This is a genomic window from Halomonas alkaliantarctica (assembly GCF_029854215.1).
In the GTDB taxonomy this organism is placed as follows: Bacteria; Pseudomonadota; Gammaproteobacteria; order Pseudomonadales; family Halomonadaceae; genus Vreelandella; species Vreelandella alkaliantarctica_A.
Genome location: NZ_CP122961.1, coordinates 3,440,880 through 3,462,156, shown reverse-complemented (window position 1 = coordinate 3,462,156; position 21,277 = coordinate 3,440,880). Strand labels below are relative to the sequence as shown.

General features: G+C 53.2%; 25 protein-coding genes and 3 tRNA genes. 11 read left to right on the top strand and 17 right to left on the bottom strand.

From position 1 onward, the window contains the following. Position 1: 1 nt before the first annotated feature. The 4 genes from hisF to hisB form a co-directional block, all read right to left on the bottom strand. Positions 2 to 775, bottom strand: coding sequence for an imidazole glycerol phosphate synthase subunit HisF (gene hisF / locus QEN58_RS15950; RefSeq protein WP_008957631.1), 774 nt, complete (start codon positions 773 to 775; stop codon positions 2 to 4). Further along, complete coding sequence (gene hisA, locus QEN58_RS15945) at positions 772 to 1,518, bottom strand: 1-(5-phosphoribosyl)-5-[(5-phosphoribosylamino)methylideneamino]imidazole-4-carboxamide isomerase (RefSeq protein WP_280104584.1); 747 nt, start codon at positions 1,516 to 1,518, stop codon at positions 772 to 774. The genes hisF and hisA overlap by 4 nt, the downstream gene beginning before the upstream one ends. Before the next feature lie 11 nt (positions 1,519 to 1,529). Further along, positions 1,530 to 2,171, bottom strand: coding sequence for an imidazole glycerol phosphate synthase subunit HisH (hisH, locus tag QEN58_RS15940; RefSeq protein ID WP_280104583.1), 642 nt, complete (start codon positions 2,169 to 2,171; stop codon positions 1,530 to 1,532). 76 nt (positions 2,172 to 2,247) lie between these two features. Next, entirely contained in the window at positions 2,248 to 2,841 is a 594-nt protein-coding gene (gene hisB, locus QEN58_RS15935; protein ID WP_280104582.1) for an imidazoleglycerol-phosphate dehydratase HisB, read from the bottom strand. Between the two features lie 207 nt (positions 2,842 to 3,048). On the opposite strand from hisB, the gene QEN58_RS15930 reads away from it, so the two are divergent. From QEN58_RS15930 to QEN58_RS15900, 7 genes are all read left to right on the top strand, one after another. Further along, a complete protein-coding gene (locus QEN58_RS15930; protein ID WP_280104581.1) occupies positions 3,049 to 3,531 on the top strand; it encodes a GNAT family N-acetyltransferase in 483 nt (160 codons plus the stop codon). Further along, the gene (locus QEN58_RS15925; RefSeq protein ID WP_280104580.1) at positions 3,531 to 5,870 is read left to right on the top strand and encodes an AsmA family protein; all 2,340 of its coding nucleotides are present in this window, start codon (positions 3,531 to 3,533) and stop codon (positions 5,868 to 5,870) included. Before QEN58_RS15930 ends, QEN58_RS15925 begins: the two co-directional genes overlap by 1 nt. A gap of 136 nt (positions 5,871 to 6,006) precedes the next feature. After that, positions 6,007 to 7,101, top strand: coding sequence for an A/G-specific adenine glycosylase (gene mutY, locus QEN58_RS15920; RefSeq protein WP_280104579.1), 1,095 nt, complete (start codon positions 6,007 to 6,009; stop codon positions 7,099 to 7,101). A gap of 59 nt (positions 7,102 to 7,160) precedes the next feature. After that, the gene (locus QEN58_RS15915; protein WP_223288922.1) at positions 7,161 to 7,436 is read left to right on the top strand and encodes an oxidative damage protection protein; all 276 of its coding nucleotides are present in this window, start codon (positions 7,161 to 7,163) and stop codon (positions 7,434 to 7,436) included. 222 nt (positions 7,437 to 7,658) lie between these two features. Further along, positions 7,659 to 7,734 (top strand) — tRNA-Phe (locus tag QEN58_RS15910). 6 nt (positions 7,735 to 7,740) lie between these two features. Beyond that, positions 7,741 to 7,815, top strand: a tRNA-Gln gene (locus QEN58_RS15905). Between the two features lie 72 nt (positions 7,816 to 7,887). Then, positions 7,888 to 7,963, top strand: a tRNA-Thr gene (locus QEN58_RS15900). A gap of 85 nt (positions 7,964 to 8,048) precedes the next feature. Here the strand turns inward: QEN58_RS15900 and QEN58_RS15895 are convergent. From QEN58_RS15895 to QEN58_RS15845, 12 genes are all read right to left on the bottom strand, one after another. Further along, a complete protein-coding gene (locus QEN58_RS15895; RefSeq protein ID WP_280104578.1) occupies positions 8,049 to 9,038 on the bottom strand; it encodes a phage integrase in 990 nt (329 codons plus the stop codon). Beyond that, the gene (locus QEN58_RS15890; protein ID WP_280104577.1) at positions 9,038 to 10,234 is read right to left on the bottom strand and encodes a hypothetical protein; all 1,197 of its coding nucleotides are present in this window, start codon (positions 10,232 to 10,234) and stop codon (positions 9,038 to 9,040) included. The genes QEN58_RS15895 and QEN58_RS15890 overlap by 1 nt, the downstream gene beginning before the upstream one ends. Before the next feature lie 165 nt (positions 10,235 to 10,399). Continuing rightward, the gene (locus QEN58_RS15885) at positions 10,400 to 11,818 is read right to left on the bottom strand and encodes a secretin N-terminal domain-containing protein (RefSeq protein WP_280104576.1); all 1,419 of its coding nucleotides are present in this window, start codon (positions 11,816 to 11,818) and stop codon (positions 10,400 to 10,402) included. Continuing rightward, positions 11,799 to 12,860: a zonular occludens toxin domain-containing protein gene (locus QEN58_RS15880; protein ID WP_280104575.1), complete on the bottom strand. Its 1,062-nt coding sequence runs from the start codon at positions 12,858 to 12,860 to the stop codon at positions 11,799 to 11,801. The genes QEN58_RS15885 and QEN58_RS15880 overlap by 20 nt, the downstream gene beginning before the upstream one ends. Continuing rightward, the gene (locus QEN58_RS15875; RefSeq protein WP_280104574.1) at positions 12,860 to 13,210 is read right to left on the bottom strand and encodes a DUF5455 family protein; all 351 of its coding nucleotides are present in this window, start codon (positions 13,208 to 13,210) and stop codon (positions 12,860 to 12,862) included. The genes QEN58_RS15880 and QEN58_RS15875 overlap by 1 nt, the downstream gene beginning before the upstream one ends. Further along, entirely contained in the window at positions 13,211 to 14,608 is a 1,398-nt protein-coding gene (locus tag QEN58_RS15870; protein WP_280104573.1) for a hypothetical protein, read from the bottom strand. Between the two features lie 442 nt (positions 14,609 to 15,050). Further along, complete coding sequence (locus tag QEN58_RS15865) at positions 15,051 to 15,311, bottom strand: major coat protein (protein WP_280104572.1); 261 nt, start codon at positions 15,309 to 15,311, stop codon at positions 15,051 to 15,053. A gap of 109 nt (positions 15,312 to 15,420) precedes the next feature. After that, positions 15,421 to 15,519, bottom strand: coding sequence for a tail virion protein G7P-2 (locus tag QEN58_RS19520; protein ID WP_425270291.1), 99 nt, complete (start codon positions 15,517 to 15,519; stop codon positions 15,421 to 15,423). Between the two features lie 11 nt (positions 15,520 to 15,530). After that, positions 15,531 to 15,863 carry a hypothetical protein gene (locus QEN58_RS15860; protein WP_280104571.1) on the bottom strand — a complete coding sequence of 111 codons (333 nt, stop codon included), beginning with the start codon at positions 15,861 to 15,863 and terminating at the stop codon, positions 15,531 to 15,533. Between the two features lie 18 nt (positions 15,864 to 15,881). Continuing rightward, positions 15,882 to 16,235, bottom strand: a complete 354-nt coding sequence (locus QEN58_RS15855; RefSeq protein ID WP_280104570.1) for a hypothetical protein — start codon at positions 16,233 to 16,235, stop codon at positions 15,882 to 15,884. Positions 16,236 to 16,239: 4 nt separating this feature from the next. Then, positions 16,240 to 16,908: a hypothetical protein gene (locus tag QEN58_RS15850; RefSeq protein WP_280104569.1), complete on the bottom strand. Its 669-nt coding sequence runs from the start codon at positions 16,906 to 16,908 to the stop codon at positions 16,240 to 16,242. Continuing rightward, positions 16,908 to 17,117, bottom strand: coding sequence for a MerR family transcriptional regulator (locus QEN58_RS15845; RefSeq protein WP_273189616.1), 210 nt, complete (start codon positions 17,115 to 17,117; stop codon positions 16,908 to 16,910). Before QEN58_RS15845 ends, QEN58_RS15850 begins: the two co-directional genes overlap by 1 nt. A gap of 111 nt (positions 17,118 to 17,228) precedes the next feature. Between QEN58_RS15845 and QEN58_RS15840 the strand changes: the two genes are divergently transcribed. From QEN58_RS15840 to QEN58_RS15830, 3 genes are all read left to right on the top strand, one after another. Then, positions 17,229 to 17,513, top strand: a complete 285-nt coding sequence (locus tag QEN58_RS15840) for a helix-turn-helix transcriptional regulator (protein WP_280104568.1) — start codon at positions 17,229 to 17,231, stop codon at positions 17,511 to 17,513. A gap of 65 nt (positions 17,514 to 17,578) precedes the next feature. After that, complete coding sequence (locus QEN58_RS15835; RefSeq protein WP_280104567.1) at positions 17,579 to 18,448, top strand: hypothetical protein; 870 nt, start codon at positions 17,579 to 17,581, stop codon at positions 18,446 to 18,448. After that, a complete protein-coding gene (locus QEN58_RS15830; protein ID WP_280104566.1) occupies positions 18,449 to 19,093 on the top strand; it encodes a hypothetical protein in 645 nt (214 codons plus the stop codon). 413 nt (positions 19,094 to 19,506) lie between these two features. Here QEN58_RS15830 and QEN58_RS15825 read toward each other — a convergent pair whose 3' ends face one another. After that, on the bottom strand, positions 19,507 to 19,893 hold the full coding sequence (locus QEN58_RS15825; protein ID WP_280104565.1) for an META domain-containing protein: 387 nt from the start codon (positions 19,891 to 19,893) through the stop codon (positions 19,507 to 19,509). A 339-nt stretch (positions 19,894 to 20,232) separates the two neighbouring features. Here QEN58_RS15825 and thpD point away from each other — a divergent pair, with 339 nt between their 5' ends. Continuing rightward, complete coding sequence (thpD, locus tag QEN58_RS15820) at positions 20,233 to 21,231, top strand: ectoine hydroxylase (protein WP_280104564.1); 999 nt, start codon at positions 20,233 to 20,235, stop codon at positions 21,229 to 21,231. Positions 21,232 to 21,277: the final 46 nt, after the last annotated feature.

Sequence of the window (21,277 nt, the reverse complement as noted above, 5' to 3'; positions counted from 1 at the left end):
GCTATAAGCGCATTTCGATGCCGCGTTCGGCCATATAGCGCTTAGCTTCAGGAATGGTGTACTCGCCAAAGTGGAAAATGCTGGCGGCCAGTACCGCATCGGCGCCACCTTTCAGTACGCCATCTACCAAGTGATCCAGGTTGCCCACACCGCCAGAGGCAATCACCGGCACGCTAACCGCTTCGGAAATCGCATGGGTCACGCCCAGGTCAAAGCCAATCTTTGTGCCGTCGCGATCCATGCTGGTGAGCAGTAGCTCGCCAGCGCCGAACTCCACCATCTTCTTCGCCCACTCAACTGCATCCAGGCCTGTGGGGCGGCGGCCACCGTGGGTGAAAATCTCCCAGCGAGGCGTTTCGCCCTCTTTCGATACGCGCTTGGCGTCAATCGCCACCACAATGCACTGGCTACCAAAACGCTCGGCGGCTTCGCGCACAAACTCAGGGTTGGTTACTGCAGCGGTATTGATCGAGACTTTGTCGGCCCCGGCGTTCAGCATGGTGCGAATGTCGTCGCAGCTGCGAATGCCACCGCCGACGGTCAGCGGAATAAACACTTCGCCAGCAATGCGTTCGACCATCTCTACCGTTGTGTCGCGGTCTTCGTGGCTAGCGGTAATGTCGAGAAAGGTGATTTCATCGGCGCCCTGCTGGTTATAGCGCTGGGCAATCTCCACCGGGTCGCCGGCATCGCGAATGCCAACAAAATTAACGCCTTTGACCACGCGCCCGGCGTCTACGTCCAGGCAGGGGATAATGCGTTTGGTAAGGCTCATGAACCGCCTCCGGTCAGTTGGTCGCTCAGTCGCTGAGCTTCGGCAACATCCAGGCTGCCTTCGTAAATTGCCCGACCGGTAATCGCGCCCAGAATACCGTTATCAGCAACCTCGCAGAGTGCTTTGATGTCGTCCAGGTTGGTCACACCTCCAGAGGCAATCACCGGCAAACCGCCTTCGCGGGCAAGCGCAGCGGTGGCTTCCACGTTGACGCCTTGCATCATGCCGTCACGGGCAATATCGGTGTAGACGATGCTGGAGACACCGTCGTTGGCGAAACGCTTGGCCAGTTCGGTGGCTTTAATCGTGGATACTTCGGCCCAGCCGTCGGTGGCGACATAGCCATCTTTGGCATCCAGCCCAACGATCACATGGCCGGGGAAGGCGCGGCACATCTCGCCGACAAAAGCGGGTTCTTTTACCGCTTTGGTGCCGATAATGACGTACGAAACACCGGCGCTTAAGTAGTGCTCGATAGTTTCCGCACTACGAATACCACCGCCAATTTGAATCGGCAGGTTGGGGTAGGCGCGGGCGATAGCCGTGACGGCGTCACCGTTCATCGGTTTGCCTTCAAAGGCGCCGTTCAAGTCCACCAAGTGCAGGCGGCGGGCGCCTGCCTCCACCCAGCGTGCCGCCATGGCCACTGGATCATCACCGTAGGAAGTTGCGTCTTCCATGCGGCCCTGCTTCAACCGGACACACTGGCCATCTTTGAGATCAATAGCGGGAATTACCAACATACAAAATCCTCTCAGGGCGTCCAGGTGACAAAGTTTTCAAGCAGGCGAAGGCCTGCACGGGAGCTCTTTTCGGGGTGGAACTGCACCGCGAAGGTCGCGTCACGGCCAATGGCCACGTGGGCGCTTACCTTGCCGTATTGGGTCGTACCAAATACCTGGGCATCGTCCGCGGCATTGACGTAGTAACTGTGCACGAAGTAGAAGTGTTCACGGTTATCAATGCCTGCCCAAAGTGGGTGCTCATGGTGCTGGTCAACTACGTTCCAGCCCATATGAGGTACTTTCAAGCGCTGCTCGTGGGCGTCGCGCATATCACCAGGAAAGCGATCCACGCTACCTTTAAAGAAACCCAGGCACTCCACGCCGCCGTTCTCTTCGCTGCGCTCAAGCAACATCTGTTGTCCCACGCAGATTCCCAGTAACGGCTTAGCCTGACGGGTTAAAATATCGTCTACCAGTCCGCGTAAATCGGTGCGTTCAAGTTCGCCAACGCAGTCACGAATGGCCCCTTGGCCAGGTAGCACTAAACGCGTTGCGCCAAGGATGCGGCGCGGGTCGCGGGTAATGACGACATTTTCATGGGTCACATGCTCCAGCGCTTTGGCGACAGAATGAAGATTGCCCATTCCATAGTCGATCACAGCAATGGTCATGAAGCGCTCCTTATGGAGGTAGACAAAATGTGGCTAGCGGCATAGCCGGTCATATAGACCGTGATATAGCCCAGCATTACAAGCTCCCTTTGGTGGAGGGCATTTGGCCTGCCATACGCGGGTCTTCCGCCACGGCCATGCGCAGGGCGCGTCCGAAAGCTTTAAAAATCGTTTCCGCCTGATGGTGGGCATTAAAGCCTTTAATGTTGTCGATATGCAGCGTCACCCGGGCGTGATTGACGAAACCCTGGAAAAACTCCCAGAACAGCTGGGTGTCCAGGCTACCGATGGTGTCGCGGGTGAACTCAACGTTCATGAACAGCCCCGGGCGACCGGAGAAATCGATCACCACGCGAGAGAGCGCTTCATCAAGAGGAACGTAGGCGTGACCATAGCGGTAAATGCCGCGCTTATCGCCAATGGCTTTAAAAAAAGCTTGGCCTAGCGTAATACCCAGGTCTTCTACGGTATGGTGGTCGTCAATATGCAGGTCGCCAGTGGCATTGATGTCGAGATCGATCATCCCGTGGCGGGCAACTTGATCAAGCATATGATCCAGAAACGGAACGCCGGTTTGGCAGCTAAGACGGCCTTCACCGTCGAGGTTGACGCTGACCTTGATCTGCGTTTCGTTGGTGTCACGGCTAACCGTGGCAATACGCGCTGACATGTTGCATCTCCTGCGCTGAAGCGCACTCTGAGGGGCGGCTGGTGGCTCTCATCAAGCTCTTATCAACTGACCACTGATTGATCAGCCTGTGGCGAAGCGACCATTATAGTGAATCAGCGCCCTCATCCGCTACAATGCGCAAAATGTAGCCGCAATCAATTGCGGCAGAAATAGCAGCCAGGCTGCTTTGGCGAAGAGGATTTCACCATGCCGGTGACACTGCACCACGTCGACCAGGCCCGTTGGGAAGCCGATGAACAGGTGCGCCTTGATCTAATGCGCATCTACCAGGATGCGCCCCAAGAGCGTATGCCCACCCCAACGGTTGAGCCATTTATTGAGCAACATTTTGCAGGTCAGCACTTTTTTGCCTGCGCACTCTTCAATGATCGGTTGCTGGGGGCCGTCGCCGTTCAGGAGGGTGAAGACCGGGCATGGTGGCTGTCTGAGCTCTGCGTGCGCAAAACCACCCGCCGCCGTGGCGTCGGTTCGCGCTTGATGGCGCTACTTGGCGAGCAAGCCAAACAGGAAGGCCGCGTCCTGCGCATTGAAACGTCCACTCTACCACTGGCTGACCGGGTGCTGCTCTCCAAGTTAGGTTACCGGCCAATGGCCAATCCAGAAACTCCGGTGGCGGGCATGCCCGCCACCAGCGATTTTGTTGAGTTAGACCCACAAGGGAAAGGGTAATGAAACAGCTATTACGTATTATGCTGGCAGCCGTTGGCATCCTCGCCATCGTGGCGGTCGCCGCCGTGGTCTACGTGACCACCTTCCTGGATCCAGAAGACTTCAAACCTCGTTTAACCGCCGTTGTGGAGGAGCAAACCGGGCTCAACTTGGCGCTCGAAGGCCCCATAAACTGGTCATTCTACCCACGTATAGGCGTTAGCGTAGAGAAAGCACGCGCCTGGTTGCCCGAGCAGGCTGAAGAAGCCGCCGCCTTCGCCGCGATTGACCGCGCAGAGGTGAGCGTGGCATTCGGCCCGTTACTGCGTGGGGAAATAGCCGTTGACGGCCTAACACTGGACGGTATGCGCCTCAACCTTGAGCGCGATGAGCAGGGTGAGGGCAATTGGGAGCCCTTGTTAGAACGTCTCTCAGAGCATAATGAGGGGACGGCTGAAACGGTGCTAGCGCCCGCCAGTGCTGGTCCTAATGCGGACGCCGGTAATTTAGCCGTGAAGTTGAGTATTGCTAGCGTTGAAGTGAAAAATGCCGATATTCGCTTCCGCGATGCGCAAACCCAAGCACTCTGGCGTATGCAACAACTGAATATCTCAGGTAGCAACGTCAACCCGCTGCGCGCCTTTCCGCTGAAGGCCATGTTCACCCTGACCAAGCATAACCGGCTCGATGCCGAAGTGTTGGAGCGTACTCCAGATTTAACCAGCGAGATCAATCTCGAAACCCGCGTACGGCTTGGTTTAGCGGATGAGCTTTTCGCCCTGGAAGATATGGCACTGATTACCCGGACGACGTCTGGCGCAGAGAGCGAGCCACAGCAGCTGAGCTTAAAGGCTGCCGAACTGGTTGCTCGGTTGGGCGAGCAGCAGCTCACCATTAACGAGGGGGTGCTTGAAACGGGTCTGCGCAATGCGGATAACTGGCAGGGCAGCTTGGCGCTGGTGCTCGCCTTTGGTCTGGAGAGCGATTGGCAGGCACAAACAGCCCAGCTCAAGAATCTGCAGCTCACCGGGCCGGATGGCCTAAGGGTCAGTGGGCACCTTAATATTGAGCAGCTGCGCGATGCCCCCCGCTATCGTGGCCAGCTAACCGCTGCTCCCTTTACGCTGCGCCCATGGCTTGCCCGCGCTGGCGTTACCCTCACCACGGCTGGCGAGGCTGCGCTCAGCGATGTAGCCCTGACCAGCCCTATTGAAGGTGATGCCGAGCAGCTCTCCCTGCCTAGCCTCTCGTTGGTAGTAGACGACAGCACCTTTACTGGCGACCTCACAGCCGCGCTGGATGGTTCACGCTTAGCGTTCGATTTAGCCGGTGATCAACTAGACCTTGATCGCTATCTACCCGGTGAAGCCACCGCTAAACAGGCTAGCCGGGGCTTTTTGCGTAAAGCCTTTGCCCAGGAAACCAACACATTAGTGCCGCAATCGTTACTCAGTGAGCTGGCGCTAGAGGGCGACCTGAGTGTCGATACGCTTATTTTTGCAGGCCTGACCTTCAACAACCCGCGCTTGCAACTGCGTGGCGACGACGGCGTCCATCGGCTAACGGCGTTTGAGTCAGGCTTCTACGAGGGTGAACTCAGCGCTACCGGTCAGGTTGATGCTACGGATTCCATCCTTGAGTGGGCGCTATCGCCGACCATTAATAATGTTCAGATGGCGCCGTTGATTGAAGCGATCAGCGAAAAAGAGGAGGCGTCACCGCTGCGCGGCCGCCTCAATTTAACTGGGGATGTCACCAGTCGGGGCAATACCCGTGAAGCACTTATCGGCAATCTCAATGGCGCGCTTGATGCTCGCCTTAACGAAGGCGCCATTTTGAATACCAACATTTCCAAGCAAATGTGCGAACTGGTGGCCCAGTTAGAGGGGCAGGGCACTTTGCGGGATTGGCACACCGATACTCGCTTTGAGCGTTTTGATGCTACCTTCCAAATCATCAACGGCTTAGTGGAAAGTGACGACTTGCTAATCACCCTGCCCGGCATAGATGTACGTGGCGAAGGCGAACTTAATCTCGCCAGCTTGAACTTTGATACCCGGGCCAATGCTCGCTTGGTCGATACCGCCGACGCGGCCTGTGAAGTTAATCCCCGCCTGGAGCAACTGCCGCTGCCCGTACGCTGTGAAGGTAATCTTGGCGATGAGCGCACCGAGTGGTGCCGATTCGACCGTGAAATGTTCCAGACCGCTGTGGTTGACCTGCTGCGCAACGAAGCGGGCGAGCGAGTTAATGAAGAGCTGGAAGAGCGTCTAGGCGACTCTTTAGATGAGCTAGATGAACGCCTTGGCGAAGGCGCTGCTCAAGAACTTCGCGATGGCCTACGTAACCTGTTTAACTGAGTATTGCGCAGGATGTGAAATGACGCATTAATCAAAACAGTCAGTGCTGCGCCGGCCCTCACGCCGGCGCTTTTTTATTGGCGCCTCTGTAGTCCTATTTCTATTTCATATCCCCATTTCTGTTTAAGGAGCGTGCATGGCAGATATGCCCACGCCGCGGCTGGCGGCAAGTGAATTCCAACAGCGCCTACTGGCCTGGTTCGACCGCTACGGCCGTCATGACTTGCCGTGGCAGTCACCGCGTAACGCCTACCGCGTGTGGGTGTCAGAAATCATGCTGCAGCAAACCCAAGTGACCACCGTTATAGGCTATTTTGAGCGTTTTATGGCCCGCTTTCCTACCCTGGAAAGCCTCGCCAAGGCGCCACAGGATGAAGTGCTACACCTCTGGACGGGCCTTGGTTACTATGCCCGTGCGCGCAACCTGCATAAAGCTGCACAGGTGGCGTTGGCGGAGCACAATGGCGAGCTGCCGACGGAGAGTATTGACGCGTTAGTGGCTTTGCCCGGTATTGGCCGCTCCACCGCTGGCGCTATCATTGCGCAAAGCACGGGGCAGCGTGCCGCTATTCTAGATGGCAATGTAAAACGCTCGCTCACTCGCCTGCATGCGCTGCCCGGCTGGCCGGGCAAGCCTATCGTGGAGCGAAAGCTATGGGCGCTGGCAGAGTACTACACTCCAGAAGAGCGCCTAGCGGATTACACCCAGGCGATGATGGATTTTGGCGCCACGCTATGTAAACGCAGCAAACCGGACTGCCTGAGCTGTCCGTTTAACGATGTCTGTTTGGCCTATGCCCAAGGCGAGCCAAAGCGCTACCCGGAATCCAAACCCAAAAAGGCGCTGCCCACACGACAAACGATCATGCTGATGCTGCGTGACCCGGAAGGGCGGATATGGCTGGAGAGGCGCCCTCCCAGTGGCCTGTGGGGCGGGTTATGGAGTTTGCCGCAGTTCGAGAAGCACAGCGAACTCAACGATTGGCTTGAAAACAACGCCGTTAACCCTAAGCGGGAGGCTACATCGCCCAGCTTTTACCACACCTTCAGCCATTTTCGCTTAGAGATTACCCCGCAGCCGGTGAGCTGCGATAGGCTGGGCGGTGTTCGCGAAAGCGGCGTATGGTACGACGTTAATCAGCCACCCGCGCTGGGCCTTGCTGCCCCCGTTAAAGCGCTGCTCAGCCAGTTAACGCCCTTTAGCCTCAATCCCACAGCAGGGCACGCTTAAGCGTTTGCTAGCTGATTGGATGAGATCCTTGAATGAAGTCGCAGAACCAGGAGCACGTTATGAGCAATACCGTTTTTTGCCGCAAGTACCAAAAAGAGTTGGAAGCACTGCCATTTCCTCCCTTGCCAGGTAAGCAGGGCCAGGAAATTCAGGCCACCGTTTCCAAACCCGCCTGGGAAGCCTGGCAGGCGCTGCAAACCCGTCTGATCAATGAGAAACACCTCAACATGCTCGACCCCGAATCCCGTGCGTACCTAATGGATCAGATGCAGCGCTTCCTGGACAATCAGGAAACCGACCAAGCCGAAGGCTATGTACCGCCCACGCAGGCATGAGCAGACATGAATAGCAGGCATAAAGAGAAAGTAGGCTCTTTCTAGTAGCGGGCGGTGGTCGAGCAACTGACTTGTCATCAGTGGCTTTAGGTATCGGTGTATCGAAGCCCGAGCCAGATATGGCGCAGGAAAAAAGACCTCTAAGCATCGGTATCGCAAGAAAGTTTCACAAAGGTGTTGACGAAAAGCGGGGTTTTTAGTTTAATACGCACCGTTGGCAGCGGCCAGATAGCTCAGTTGGTAGAGCAGGGGATTGAAAATCCCCGTGTCGGCGGTTCGATTCCGTCTCTGGCCACCACACTGCTGGGGTATCGCCAAGTGGTAAGGCACCGCTTTTTGGTAGCGGCATTCCCAGGTTCGAATCCTGGTACCCCAGCCATTGCCAACAAAATTTCTTGTTGATTGCGAAGCCTAACAGTAAAGCAATCATTTTCTCAAGAAAACGTGAAGCGCCGACATAGCTCAGTTGGTAGAGCAACTGACTTGTAATCAGTAGGTCCCGGGTTCGACTCCTGGTGTCGGCACCACTGAAATAGTGGTAAAAACAACACGTTAGAGAATTTGAATAAGCCGTCCGAAAGGGCGGCTTTTTCGTATATGTCTACAAAGTGTCTACAGCGTAGACATTGCCAATGGATTCAGCTTGGCTGCTTCCTCCAAGTGCTCAGGCGCGAAGTGAGCATAGCGCATTGTCATCGTGATCGACTGATGGCCAAGTATCTGTTGAAGCACCAAAATATTGCCCCCGTTCATCATGAAGTGACTCGCGAAGGTATGGCGTAATACGTGGGTTAACTGTCCTTCCGGTAATTCAATTCCTAGTTCGTTTATCACTCGCCTAAAGGCTTTATAACGGTTGCCAAATAGGCGGCCTATTCTTCGCCGCTGTCGCAGCTGTTTAGCCAAGTCGGGCGAGATGGGTACGGTGCGTGTCTTGCCTGATTTGGTACCTGAAAACACTATGCGATCAGTGCGGACGTTCTCACCTCTAAGTGATTGGGCTTCGCCCCACCGTGCGCCTGTTGATAAGCATATGACGGTGATGAAGTAGCAATCATCGGTTAACTGGTCGGTGAGATGCTCGAGCAGGCGTTTTATCTGATAGTCGTCAAGGTAGCCTTTTTCGGTTTCATCGGTGCGAACCTTGCGGACTTTCTGCATCGGGTTCCCGTGTGGCCATAGCGATAGCCGTTCCAGTTCTGAAAAGACCGCCTTTAAGTAGGTGTGTTCGTGATTAATGGTACTTGGTTTAACGTCCTTTAAGCGTTGGGCGCGATACTCGACCCATTGTTGAGCCGTGAATTTTTTAGCCTGTGGATTACCTAAAGCCGTGGCGAGGTTACGCAGTGAGCGTAGGCGATCCGGAGCGCTTTTAAGTGTTTGCCCGTGATGTTCATACCATTGATCAACTAGGTCGCTAAGGCGGCGTTTGTCGCTTAGTAGTCCGGTCATGTCTTCACCGGCTGCCCCTTGCCCCATTATTTTGGCTTCGAAGCGTTTAGCGGCTGATTGTTGTTTAAAAGTTCGACGTACCCTTGGGCCATAACGACCCGTTGGCCAGCAATCGACCAACCATCCATTATCGACTTTCTTAATGCTCATTACGCGGCTTTCCCTACCAATCGTCGCTCTATCAGCTTTTGTTCGACGATCTGTCGGAACTGGCCGGTGTTGACGCCTCGTCGTCGGTAGTACTGTTCAAGGTCTTCCCACATTCCTGAGCGCTTGAGATAGACAATAGCTTGGTCGGTGCGGATACCCTGGCGGGCATAGATGCTAATCAGGTTGCCAAACGCCAGGGTTACGTTCTTTTCGTTGCCGAGTCCAGGCGCTTTCCGCGCACGCTTGTACATAAAGCCTGGTTCGTGACAGTAGAAACGGGCGTCATCCTGCATGACTTGCCATGCGGGATCGATCAGGTTGCGTCGGGCGTCCAGGCGATAGGATTGCATGGCGGTACGCCATAGGCCGGTAAGGTGCGGAACCACATCTATGAAGCGGCTGAAGCCATGGTTATGATCGAGCACTTCACCGGTGTCGACGTTGCAGGGGATGCCTTGGGCGTACTCACGGAGTACGGACTGGTGGAAACGCAGCTCAATACGCCAGACGGTTTCTTCAGGGTTGTAGGTGCTGTTTAGGTCATCATCGACAGCGTTTTGCCAGATACCTTCCCAGAAGTGCATTTTGTCGCGGTGCTTGGCTTCCAGTGTTTTGTTGTAGATACAGCATTGGAGCGCGCCTGCTGTACCAAACATATAGGTTTCACCCCGGCCATAGGTGGTAGCAATGTTGCCGTGGTCAAATTCCAGGGTGTCGATGCCGTCGATCCGCATGATCTTCTTAGAGCGGGTCACGAAACGTTCCATGAAGTTTTTGGGAGGCTCCCAGCCCTGTACATCCAGGGCGAGGTGAATAGCTGCACCCACTGGCTCCACTTGGGTCAGCATTGAGGCGGCGATCATATCCATGAACTTTTGGCACTGCTGAGGGGAGCGCTCCTGGATGAAGTGGGGGCTTAGCTCAATCTTCAGATGGCTACCGGTATTCTCGGTTTTCACGTGCCGTGCCTGGAAGAAGACGATAGCGCCTAGCTCATTGTTTTGGAGGCGGTAGCGGAAGCCTGAACCTGCTGCGCCGGCACCCACAGACCACTCCTGGTCAAAAATGCGCATAGTGGCACCTTTGCCTTCGTTGTAGACGTTGATGATCTTATCGAATTGGGGAAGCTGCGGTTTGCCCTGGTAGAGCTGGCGTACTGTATCCACGCCCGCGTTTAACATGCGCAGATTGTGCATTTCTCGCTGTCCTAGCGAACTGATAAGCAGCTTTCCAAACTGGTCTTGTTCGCCTCGCTGGAGCGACGCAAGAGAGTACCGTTCCCAACGTTCCATAGCCTATAACCCTGTAATTTTGAAAATGTTGAAACGTGCTGTAGTGAGCCATTAGCTCGATTGGGTTAATTACTCTGCGAGACGTGTTACAGGGAGGGTCTCGACCTCTTGCCGCCAGCTTGTTGCGATCAGCCCGGCTACCGTTTGGTTAGCATGGGAAGCTGTCGCGAGCTGGCTGGGGTCAAAGCGAGGAAGCACCGTCGCCTGTAACAGTACGTGCAGATTGGTACGTTGGCGGGAGTTGGATTCGTTCTGGAATAGACGACCGGCAACAGGGACGCTGGAAAGGCCTGGAACGCCGGAGACCTGGGAACGGTCATCCTGTGACGAAAGGCCACCTAACAGCAGTGTTTGGCCGGAACGTATCTGAACGGTGGTATTGATTTGCCGTTGATTCGTAATGATATCTGAGGCTAGCACAGAATCCGTGAGTGAGTCAGCCGATGTAGTGATATCCATGATTACGAGGCCCGACGCAGTGACCACCGGCAGCACGTTTAAACGGATGCCTATGTCCCGGCGTTCGATGGTCTGAAAGGGGCTGGTAACGTCTGCCGATTCGCCGGTGACGCGACCCGTGACGAACGGGACATTCTGACCGATGGAAATGGTGCCACGCTTACCGGAGAGCGTGAGAATTTGCGGTGTGGATAACACGTTAGAGCTTGAGTCGCGCTGTAAGGCATTGATGGCAAACGCGAGTACATCCCCATCGAAGATCCCGAAGGTGCCACCGGCGGAGGCTAAAGAGGTGCCGAGGTTGGCGGTGTTGAAGCCACCGGCAATAGTCGAACCCGACGCACGACCGAGCGAGACGCCGAGATCCAGCGTGTCGCCGTTGGTGGTTTCAAAGATGACCGCCTGAATGAGTAATTGCGGGTGGGCAACGTCCACCTGGGGAATGAAGTGTTGAAGCTGCTCAAGCTGCTTTTCTGGACCCTTGGCCAAGATGGCATTAGAGGCATGAAGCACCTGGACACGCGGCAAGGTGGTGCCTTCCTGGGCGTTCTGGGTCAGAAAGGTGGTGATCAGCGGGGCAATATCGTCAGCGCGGACGTTATCGAACGAAAACAGGTGGGTGGCCTGGGGTTCTGGCGGTGGTGTGAGCGTTGGGGCGTTGGCGATCGCAGCGGCGGGATCGAGTGGTTGTGTTGGTTGAGCAGAAACACCTGGTGTTTTTGTGGCGGCTGTTTGGCTGGCCGGTGCAACGGTCGGCGGGTTGCCAGGGAGAATAGTGTAGCCGTGTGAACTCAAGACACCTTGAAAGAATTCATCCAACTGGTGATCCGGCACATCGGGGGCGTAGACCGTGAGTGTGCCGGTGGCGGTCGGGTGAATGGCCAACGGGGTATCGGTTTGCTCGACGTACCAGCGCACGAAGTCCCTGATATCGGTGTCCTGCATCTGAATTGGGGTGGCCTGGGCGCTGGTGGCGATGACGGTGGCTAGGGCGAACGAAGCGGCGGTTTTAACAGCGAATTTCAGCATGGGTAACTCCATTTTCTATGCGGACGAGACAGGCGTTCACAGGGACGATGCGGAAGCCTTGGCGGGCGAGATCGTCGGTAGTGAGGGACTGGCGGTCGCTATCAATGAGGCGGTAAGTGGTGTGCTCGCCAAACTGGCTAAAGCTGGCGATGCGGGTGGTGCTAAGGTCGGGCAGTTCTAGCGGTGCAGCGGGGGTGTCGTCTTGTGATCGAGCGTTCACACGGTCGGCGACGAGTACCGAGAGGGTGATAAAGCAGCCCAGCACGAACGATGCCAGGGTGAGCAACGGGCGGTTGAAGCGTTTCCAGTAGATACGGGTCATTTTCATGTAGAACCTCGCGTCGTGAGGCACACGAAGCCTGCCGTGGGTGAGCCAGGGCGGCAGCACGGAGTAAGTGCCGTGGGGGTAGTGGTCAGAAAAGGCTTGTTTGGTGTCGTACGCGGGGTAGAGCGCGCGGCCGGTGTAGGTCCAGCGTTCAACGGTGAGGCTTTGCGGAGAGTCGCCGTATTTGACGATGCCTAGATGGACTTTTGGCATGGGCATCTTGGAGCCCATGAACATCGAGTAAAGCGCGCCCACGAACGGGACGGAGACGCGATCCAGGCGACGGCAATAGACCACGTGTTCAGCGAGAGCGACGCGGGCTTGCTTGTCCATGATCGACAAGTCTTGAATCAGAAAAATGATATCCCAGCCCAATTTACGAGCGTGGAGAAACCAGTTGATGACGTCCTGACGGCTTTTATCGTTCCAGGAGCGGGCGTTAAACCATGTGCCACATTCATCGAGTACCAGTAAGCCGTTTTTGTTTTCGTCGTAATCGTCGGTACCGGTACCGATGGACTCCAGGTCAGCCAGGACGGGTTTATCAGGGATGCGGTAGCAGCGGGTCAGCTTGGCGTGTTCGCCAATGAGCTTATCCAGGTTTAAGTCCAGGTTGGTGGCGACTTTGCACCCCTGGGTCAGCTTGTCCTTGATCTTGCCCACGGCAACCAGGGTTTTACCGGCACCTAGTTTGCCGGTGACGACGTAAACGGCCATTAGAGAACGGGCCTCCCTTGCTCCCAGTCGATCAACTGTTTTTTCTGCTGGAAGACCCACATGGCCACTTTGCTGCTGTAGATGGCTGCAATACAGGCTTCAAGGTTGTTAGGTTTCACGGCACCCATACCGTTAGCGAGATCGGAAGGGAGTGAGGCGCTAATACCGTTGATGATCATGGCAAAGGTCGAGGCGAGCGCCACCAGGAGCGTGATATAGAGCGTTGTCCATACCAGCATGCCCGCCAACCGGCTCGTAAAACGGGAGGCAATACGGGTAACAAACCATTCCACAATGCGCGTGAAAAAGCTGATGAGGGCGCCCATGCCGAGCAGTGCAGGAAGTGCCATTTATGCCGTCCTCTGTTCAGAGCGAAAGAAGGTGTCGACGATGCTGACGACCGTCCAGAAATAGATAATCCAGGTCAGCCAGAGCTTGATGGTGTTAAACGCTTGGCAGGAGATTTCCATGGGGCCGAACTGGAGGGGGACGCAGCCACCGGACGGTAGCGAGGGAAGGCGGGAGGTAATCTGATCGGCAATGCCGGAGGTGGCACCGTCGCCGATCTCATCCATGAGGGCATTTACTTCGCCGGTGTATTGCTGCTCTTGCTCGGTCACCCCGTCGAGGGTTTCATCCAGACCGGACGAGTCAAACAGGTCGTCACCGTCGCCAAGGTCTTCGGTAAAGCGGGAGGCGAGTTTATTGACCATGCGGTTGAGCAGTTTGGAAATGCCGCCTAACAGGCCATCGCCTTCACCGTCTTCACCTTCTCCCTCGCCATCACCTTCACCGTCGCCCGTATCGTCACCCACACTCCCGAGACCTAAGCCCTTGAGCGCCTCGGTGAAGGTGGTGCCCAGGGCATCAAGTGAATCGGTTAGGGTTCCCGTCTGGCCGTCAATGGCACTGGTAAGGTCGTCGGTCTGATCATCTAGCGAACTATTGATGGAATCGGTTTGTGCAGTAGTGGCGGTATTGAGGTCATCGGTCTGGTTACTGATGGCACCCGTTACATCGTTGGAGAGGGCGTTAATGGCGTTTCGGTTGGACTGGCCAGCGGAGCCAATCGCTTCAATGATGCCGGATTCATCAAACTCAAAATCCGGTACGGTGGAACCGCCACCAGAGCCACCGCCATTGTCGTTGTCATCATCGGAATCATCCCCGCCACCGCTACCGCCTGAATCACCACCATCGTCACCGCCTGGGTCAGTGGGGTCGGTGGGGTCTGTGGGGTCGGTAGGATCACCACCGCCATTGTCATCACCACCGCCATTGTCACCACCACCGCCGCCGCCACCGGAAGACGGTTTGGAATGGGTGGTTCCACTGGAGTCGACATAGGAGAAGTAATCAGGCGCGGAATCCCAATCGACTAAATAAGAGGTATCGCCAATGGTGACGCAGCTAGACGGGTCAGAGCAGCCGCCAGGGAGCTCGTTTAGATACTCGGGGGTATTAAAGTCAACAACAGAGAAAGTGCCACCATCGCCTAGCGACGCGATGTATTCACCCTCGACGTACTCGCCGTATTCACCTGTAGAGGAAGCTTGAATAGGAACAGAACAAGAAACATTGTCATCAGTACCGCCACAAGCAACAACACCACCGGTACCGGAAACAGAACAAGCACCGCCCGCAGTTTTAACTGCACCACCAGCAGCAAGATAATTAGCTGCTGATGCTGAACCTGAATAAGTACCGGAATTTTGAGTCTGGCACTCTTCATCTGACAGTTTGGGCATTAAATTAGGATTTTGCTTAACAGCTTCATTAAATTCATTATCTAAATTGCAGGAAGGTTTAGCAGAAGTACAAGTGCCGACATAACCTTGAGCGTAAACAGAGTCGTTAGTAATAAGCTCGCCTGCATAATCACCTTGATTAGCAGCATGTCTTACTGAACCTACACAGATAAACCTATCTGATCTATTAAACTTAACACCACTTCCGCTAGTTACAGTATCAGTGTCGTTTGGTTTGTTAGCAGCGCAAAAAGCTGTAGGTGAGCTATACCCCTGACTACCATCATAATAATAAGCGCCAGTTGCTTGAGCATAAGAAAAAATAGAAAACACCATTAAAAAAGGCGCTAAGAGCAGTGGTAAAACGGCTTTTTTAATCATGTTGCCCTCGCTATATAAAAAGGGGCGTTTCCGCCCCTTGGTTGTCCCTTGCTTAGCGGTATTAAGAGGCGCGGTTAGCAAACTTCTTAAACAGCTTGATGCCGATTAAGGCGGCGGTGATGGAAGCAACGACAGGCCATGCGTAACCCGCCATATCAGCCCCTTGAGATTGAACCTCGCTGAAAGCTGCTTCTGCACCGGCGGGGGCAGTTTGCGCAAGAGCGGTAGCAGAACTCATGACGAGAGCAGCACCGCCAGCGACTTTGCCGCGTGTGGTGGTAGCGGCTTGTTTTACGTGTTGTGCGATGGTTTTAAGTTTCATGAGACAGACTCCATAAAGCGTTTAAGGGTCAAGATGATGTGTCCAAACGCCCAACCGACGGCGTAGGACGTGAAAAGGGTGCCAACAACAAACGTAAGGCTCGGATCGTTCATCGTTGGCCCCCATTTATCGCGCCGATCCCGAAGGCGAGGACGAGGCCGACGCAATAAACCAGGAGCCACAGACCGCTAATTTCTGTTGTGTCCATGGCTCAAAATCCTATTTTTTGTCGCTGGCGGTAGCTTGTTGCTGGCTACCGGTAGCGTTGGGTTTGCGGGCGGCGATGACGTGAAGCACGGTTTTGCCACCGGCCGCAGCGGAGGAGGTGCGGAGTTCTATATCCAGTTCCATGGCACAGGGCATGTGCGGGGCAGCGGCGTGGAGCTGGTCGAAAATGTCATAGGGCGCTGTCATGACGCTGACCTGATTGCCGATAGCGTTTTCGTTCTCGGCAGAGGCAGCCTGCATGATGGAAATTTTGGCGCCCTGGACGCCGTTATCCATCTTGTAGCGAGAGGCACCGATAACGTGGGCTTGAATGGTGTTGATCATGGTGATGGTTCCTTTTCGTTAGCGTTGGGTTCTGGCGGCTTGGGTTAAGCAGTAGTCCGCGAGAATGGATAGCTCAGTGGTTTCAGGTGTCACGCCGTTTTGTACTAGTGCCAGGTATTCGGCCTGGGCGTAGTAGGTGGCGGCGCGTGCATAGTCCCTGCCGTGGAGGCACCGCTGGCCCCGCTCCCTCAGAGCTCGGGAATCGAGGCAGGGGGGTGCCCCAACCCGCCCTCCGTGGCCCTTCGGTCTTTCTGCACGGCAGCCCACCCCGTCACGGCTGTCAACCGCTCGTGCCTCGGGTATGACAGCCGCGCCGGGGCGGGCTAAGTACGCCGTGCGACCGAAGGGCGACGGATGACGGGCAGGGGGCACAGGATCAGGCCTCGTTGCTGTGGGGAGCGGGGGAGGCGGCACGGGAAAGGGCTTCCAGCGGTGCTTTGTCGCCGCTCTCCAGTTGCGCTAGGCCGTATTCAATCAGGCGTTCCGACAGGGCCGAGGAGGTCAGGCCGTTGGTGCCCGCCTGAATGAGGTGGCGGCTGTGGGTTTCCGGATCGAGAAAGACGCGGATTGGCTGTTTTTTACTCATGTGCATAACTCCGTTGGGGCTAAAGGCCGTTGTGGATAACGGTTGGCGCGTTAGCCGTGGGGGTGTGGATAGATGCGCCGGTACCACAATCACCGAGGAACAAGGGGAGGCGTCGGTAGATGTAGAGGCGCGGTCTGTGGCCTGGGCGAGACCGTAGTGCTTGGCGAGGTAGGCCAGGGCGTGGTGGTAATGCTTGAAAGAGATCCCGTAACGCTCGCAGTGGTCGGTGTCGGACAGGCGGATAATGGTGCTGTCATCCAGGTCTAGGGCGAGCATGTGAGCGGCGGGTACATCAATGAAGAAGAAGCCGCCAGCGGCAACAATGTGATGATGCAGGTAGACGCCACCAGGGGCGCTTTCATCATCGAATAAGAGCTTTTGGTACGCGATGGTGAGGTCATCGGACTCTAGCAGCGTGCAGGGAGCCGCGAGCGTGGCGATAGGAGCAAAAGCGGTCATTAGTGCCAGTCCTCCGATTGAAGGCACTCAGCGGTAAAGAGCGCGACATTAACGAGGCGACGACGACCCACTTTGATAAGCGGGAGATTCCCCTGGTTAAGCTGGCCCCGCACGGTGTCGGGGGTAAGGCCAGTTAGCTCGGAGAAACGCTCTATCGTCATAACGGGCACTTGAGGTGCGGGGACGTGGGGCGTGTTGCTCGTTTCCATGCTGTACCTGCTCGCTGTGGCATGTTGTGGTATCTTCAAATCAGCAGATGTTCAGATTGTATCTAGATTTGAATACAGTATCTATATCCGAATATAGGCAGAAATAAATATATGTCAAGCGAACTTGGCAAAAAAGTACGAGAAATTCGTGAAGCGGAGGGGATGGGACGCCAAGCCTTCTGCGACCTAATCGACGTGCCTAAGCAGACCCTGATCAATATTGAGATGGGGCGCAGCGGGCCGTCTGGGAAACTATTAGCTGAAGTGAGCAAGGCGTTTACCAAGTACACACTTTGGTTGATGACCGATCAGACAGATGAAGCGTGCGGACAAATAAGCCCCGACATAGAGAGGGCGCGCCGCGAATTGAAGCAAACAGGGACGGATACCAACTAGCACAACGGGTTGTGGATAGATGGTATCCAGGGGGAAGGCATTGTGGATAAAAAGCAGGGTATCAAATGAAAAAAGTAATAACTATTAGGTATTACAATGAAAATACACCTAATGATCACACTGTATTAGTAAGGCAACTAGTACCGTCTTTACAAAGCTTTCAGCGTAGCTTAGATAAATTATCAATATATACTCATGAAGGAAGAATCTTAAAAAATTCTAAACTTAGCCATGAAAGGCAGTTTGAAACAGACTTATATGTAAGTGCATTTGTCGAGGGATCTTTTGAAGTCCCCTTGTTAGGTGTTTTGGGCAGCAAGATAAAAAAAACGTACGTTGATTTTATGAAAGAACCTTATGAAAAAGCTGCAGCTGAATTTTCGGAGGAATTACATCTTACTCTTGGTGAAAGGGTTGCAGTGCTTAAGCAGCTGGAAGGTGAAGGTGGTTTAGATTTAATTTCTGAGGAGATGCTAGCAGATGGAACTCCTGGATTTAACAGAAGTGATGCTCAAGGTAAATTTTTAAGAGATATGAACAAGGCAGTTTATCCAGTTACTAGAGAAGATGGACAAGCTGTTGATATAGCAATTTATGACGGTGCAGAAACCTTTAAATATACGTTTGATAAAAGAATAGCTAAAAGATTTAACTCAATAGTTGAGAGAACAATGGTGGAAGAGCCAGTAATTTGCTATGGTTCCATTGATGGCTTGGGAAGAAAAAGCAATACTGGCCCATACAGATATTATGCCAAATATACCAGTGCTTCGACTGGGCAAGAAAGAAACCTTTATATACTTAACGATGAAGATGCAAATAAGTTAAAATCATTTAATTTAGAGAATGATTTTAGCTTTCTAGCCAGTCCAGTTTCTCGGAATGGGGCGTACGATACCATGAGGGGAGACCTAATATTCATTAGGCTTTATTAAATGTTACCTGAAGCTATAGTTCTAAGATTGTACGGTAGCCTTATAAAATTCATAAGGCTTAGCAGACTTGTGGTTTTTTCACTGCTAATTTTTGGAACATCAGAAAAGGTCTTTGATTTTCTACTTAGTGACTTTTTAAGCGCTTCCGTTAGTAAAGTGTATGATTTTATTAAAAGCGAGTTTTTAGAGGGCTCTTTTCTCATAGCTGCTATATCGTTTGTATTGGCTTTTTTTATAATACCGATGATTAATAAGGCTGTGCTTGAAAATTTCGCTAAAAGAGAACATAAATTTACTGACGCTTTAGTTGAGAAGGTTCAGCAAGCTATAGTAACTAAGTCAAGTGTTTTAGATCTGCATAAATGGAAAAAAAAATCCCAGGAAGGTTCAAAGAGCATAAAGCATATTTTCTTCTTTCAAGAGCTGTTTCTTGGGCTTTGTTTTTATTTGTTTTATTTTTTTATATTAAGAAGCTCAGCAGTCTCTTTACTTTTTTTTATATTGCTAATTTTTGTTTACTTAGTTTCAAGCTGGTTTTTTGTAAGAAAGATAATGATTATCTATATAACTAAAATATACTTCTTCAATGAAGTTGTTAAAGAAAGAAATAGATTAGGTGTTGATCAAATGAATAACGAAATTTAAACAGTTAAAAGCTAATTGGCTAGGCTAAATGAGCAGAAAAAATGTCTACAGAAGCATGACCTATTGAGCTAAAGCGGTATTTCTGGTTGTCGTAAGTCACTGTTTTTTGATATTGTATGCTCCAGCGGCTTTCTCAGACACGTTCTTGTAATCAGTAGGTCCCGGGTTCGACTCCTGGTGTCGGCACCACTATAAGTGGTTAAAAGTTAAGCGTTAGAGAATTAGACTAAGCCGCCCAAAAGGGCGGCTTTTTCGTGTCTACAGTACCTGTCCAGTATTGGCGTTATCCACAACCACTATTTATTTAGGGTTGTGGATAAAGCGCTATTCAGGAAGCTTGCTTTCACTTGTATATCCGTCGGTTAACCAGCGAAGCTTTATAACTTTAAACATAGCGTTGTCTGTGCGTATTACTAATAAAGATGCACCGCCTTAAAGGCTGCCAGTGGTTCATTATCCTCCCCAGAAAGGACAAGCGTCGCGCCATCCACGCTCCATGCTGTTACCTGCTTGAGTGCGGCTAGAAAGTCTCGCTCGGTTTTCATTTGGGGTGTTGGGCAGGCCATTTTAGTGCTGGCGATTTGCTCAAACGCTATGCGCTCGTTTTCCAACCAGTAGCTGCCCATTAAGGTATTGCAGCCGGTAGCGCCAGCTAGGCGGGAAGCCTCTTGATGAAGAACCAAATGCGCTTCACGGAAATTCTCTAGCGTGACGACCGGTATGTCATCAATCGTCACCAGCTTCCAGTAGGTGTTGATCAACGCTTCATCCGGGTGGTGCGTTGTCTCGAGAGTATCCATTGTTGCTGAAGAACACCCCGCGGTTATTAATAGAGCGCTGATCAACCCATAAATCGGTAGCCGTCTTTTCAAAGTATGATTTACCATTTAGTTAGATAAAAAATATGAGCAACATTAGCCGCAAACATTGTGGTTTGGAGTGAGCTTTTAGGTGATGTATTGCCTAAAAGCCACTTTTCAATTTTTTTCACGTAACCTACGTTATCAAACCAGAAATCATGCCTTGCGAGTGAATTTTAGTGGTCTAGGCTACTCCCTGCACGACGCTTGAACCGTGCTCTATTATTTATACGTGCAATATGTTCGATCTGAAACCTAATCATACAAGGAGTGGATTAGATGACAGTCAAAAGCACACCGCTAAATTCTGTAACCGCCCATAAGCAATATAGCGAAATGGCCGATACACCTAACGTTCGCAGCACTCAGGCTCGGCGCGCAGAGGTACAGGATAGCTATCCCTCGCGCTTAAGCACTGCCCCTGAGACAACCTGGCTGCCGCGCCAAGATGCAGTTGTCAAAGGCCGTCAGCTTTCCGGCCCGTTAAGCCAAGCGCAGCTTGATGAGTTTGAACACAAAGGGTTTCTGTTTATTCCCAACCTCATTGAAGGCGCAGAGCTTGATGAGCTGCGTCAGGAAATGAAGGCGTTGATGAGCAATGATGAGTATCTCAATAAAGACTTCAGCGTGACTGAGCCTGAGAGCCAGGAAATTCGTTCACTGTTTGCGGTGCACTTTCTCTCTGAACGCTTGGGCAAACTGGCCAGCGATCAGCGTGTAGCGGGCGCTGCGCGTCAAATCATTGGCGATGATCCATACGTTCATCAGTCGCGGATTAACTATAAGCCTGGGTTTGCCGGTAAAGGCTTTAACTGGCATTCCGATTTTGAGACATGGCACGCGGAAGATGGCATGCCAGCAATGCACGCAGTCAGTGCATCGCTGATCCTAACCGACAACCATGAGTTCAACGGCCCGTTAATGTTGATTCCTGGTTCGCACAAAAAGTTTGTGCCATGCCTGGGGGAAACACCAGAAGATAACCACAAAAGCTCGCTGAAAGCCCAAGAGGTGGGTGTGCCAAGCCCCGAGGCGCTTACCGAGCTCGTAGCTAAGCACGGGATTGAAGCACCAAAAGGCAAGGCGGGCGGTTTGCTGCTATTCGATTGCAATACGCTGCATGCTTCGAATGCAAACCTTTCGCCTGACCCGCGTAGCAACGTGTTCTTTGTATTTAACCGTCAGGATAATCGTTGCGAGGCGCCTTACGCTGCGGCTAAACAACGGCCTGATTTCTTGGCTCATAGCCCCGACCAACCGACGCAGCAATATCGCTAGCATGAAGTGGGGAAACAAATTCATAACCCAAGGGAGTGGAACCTTC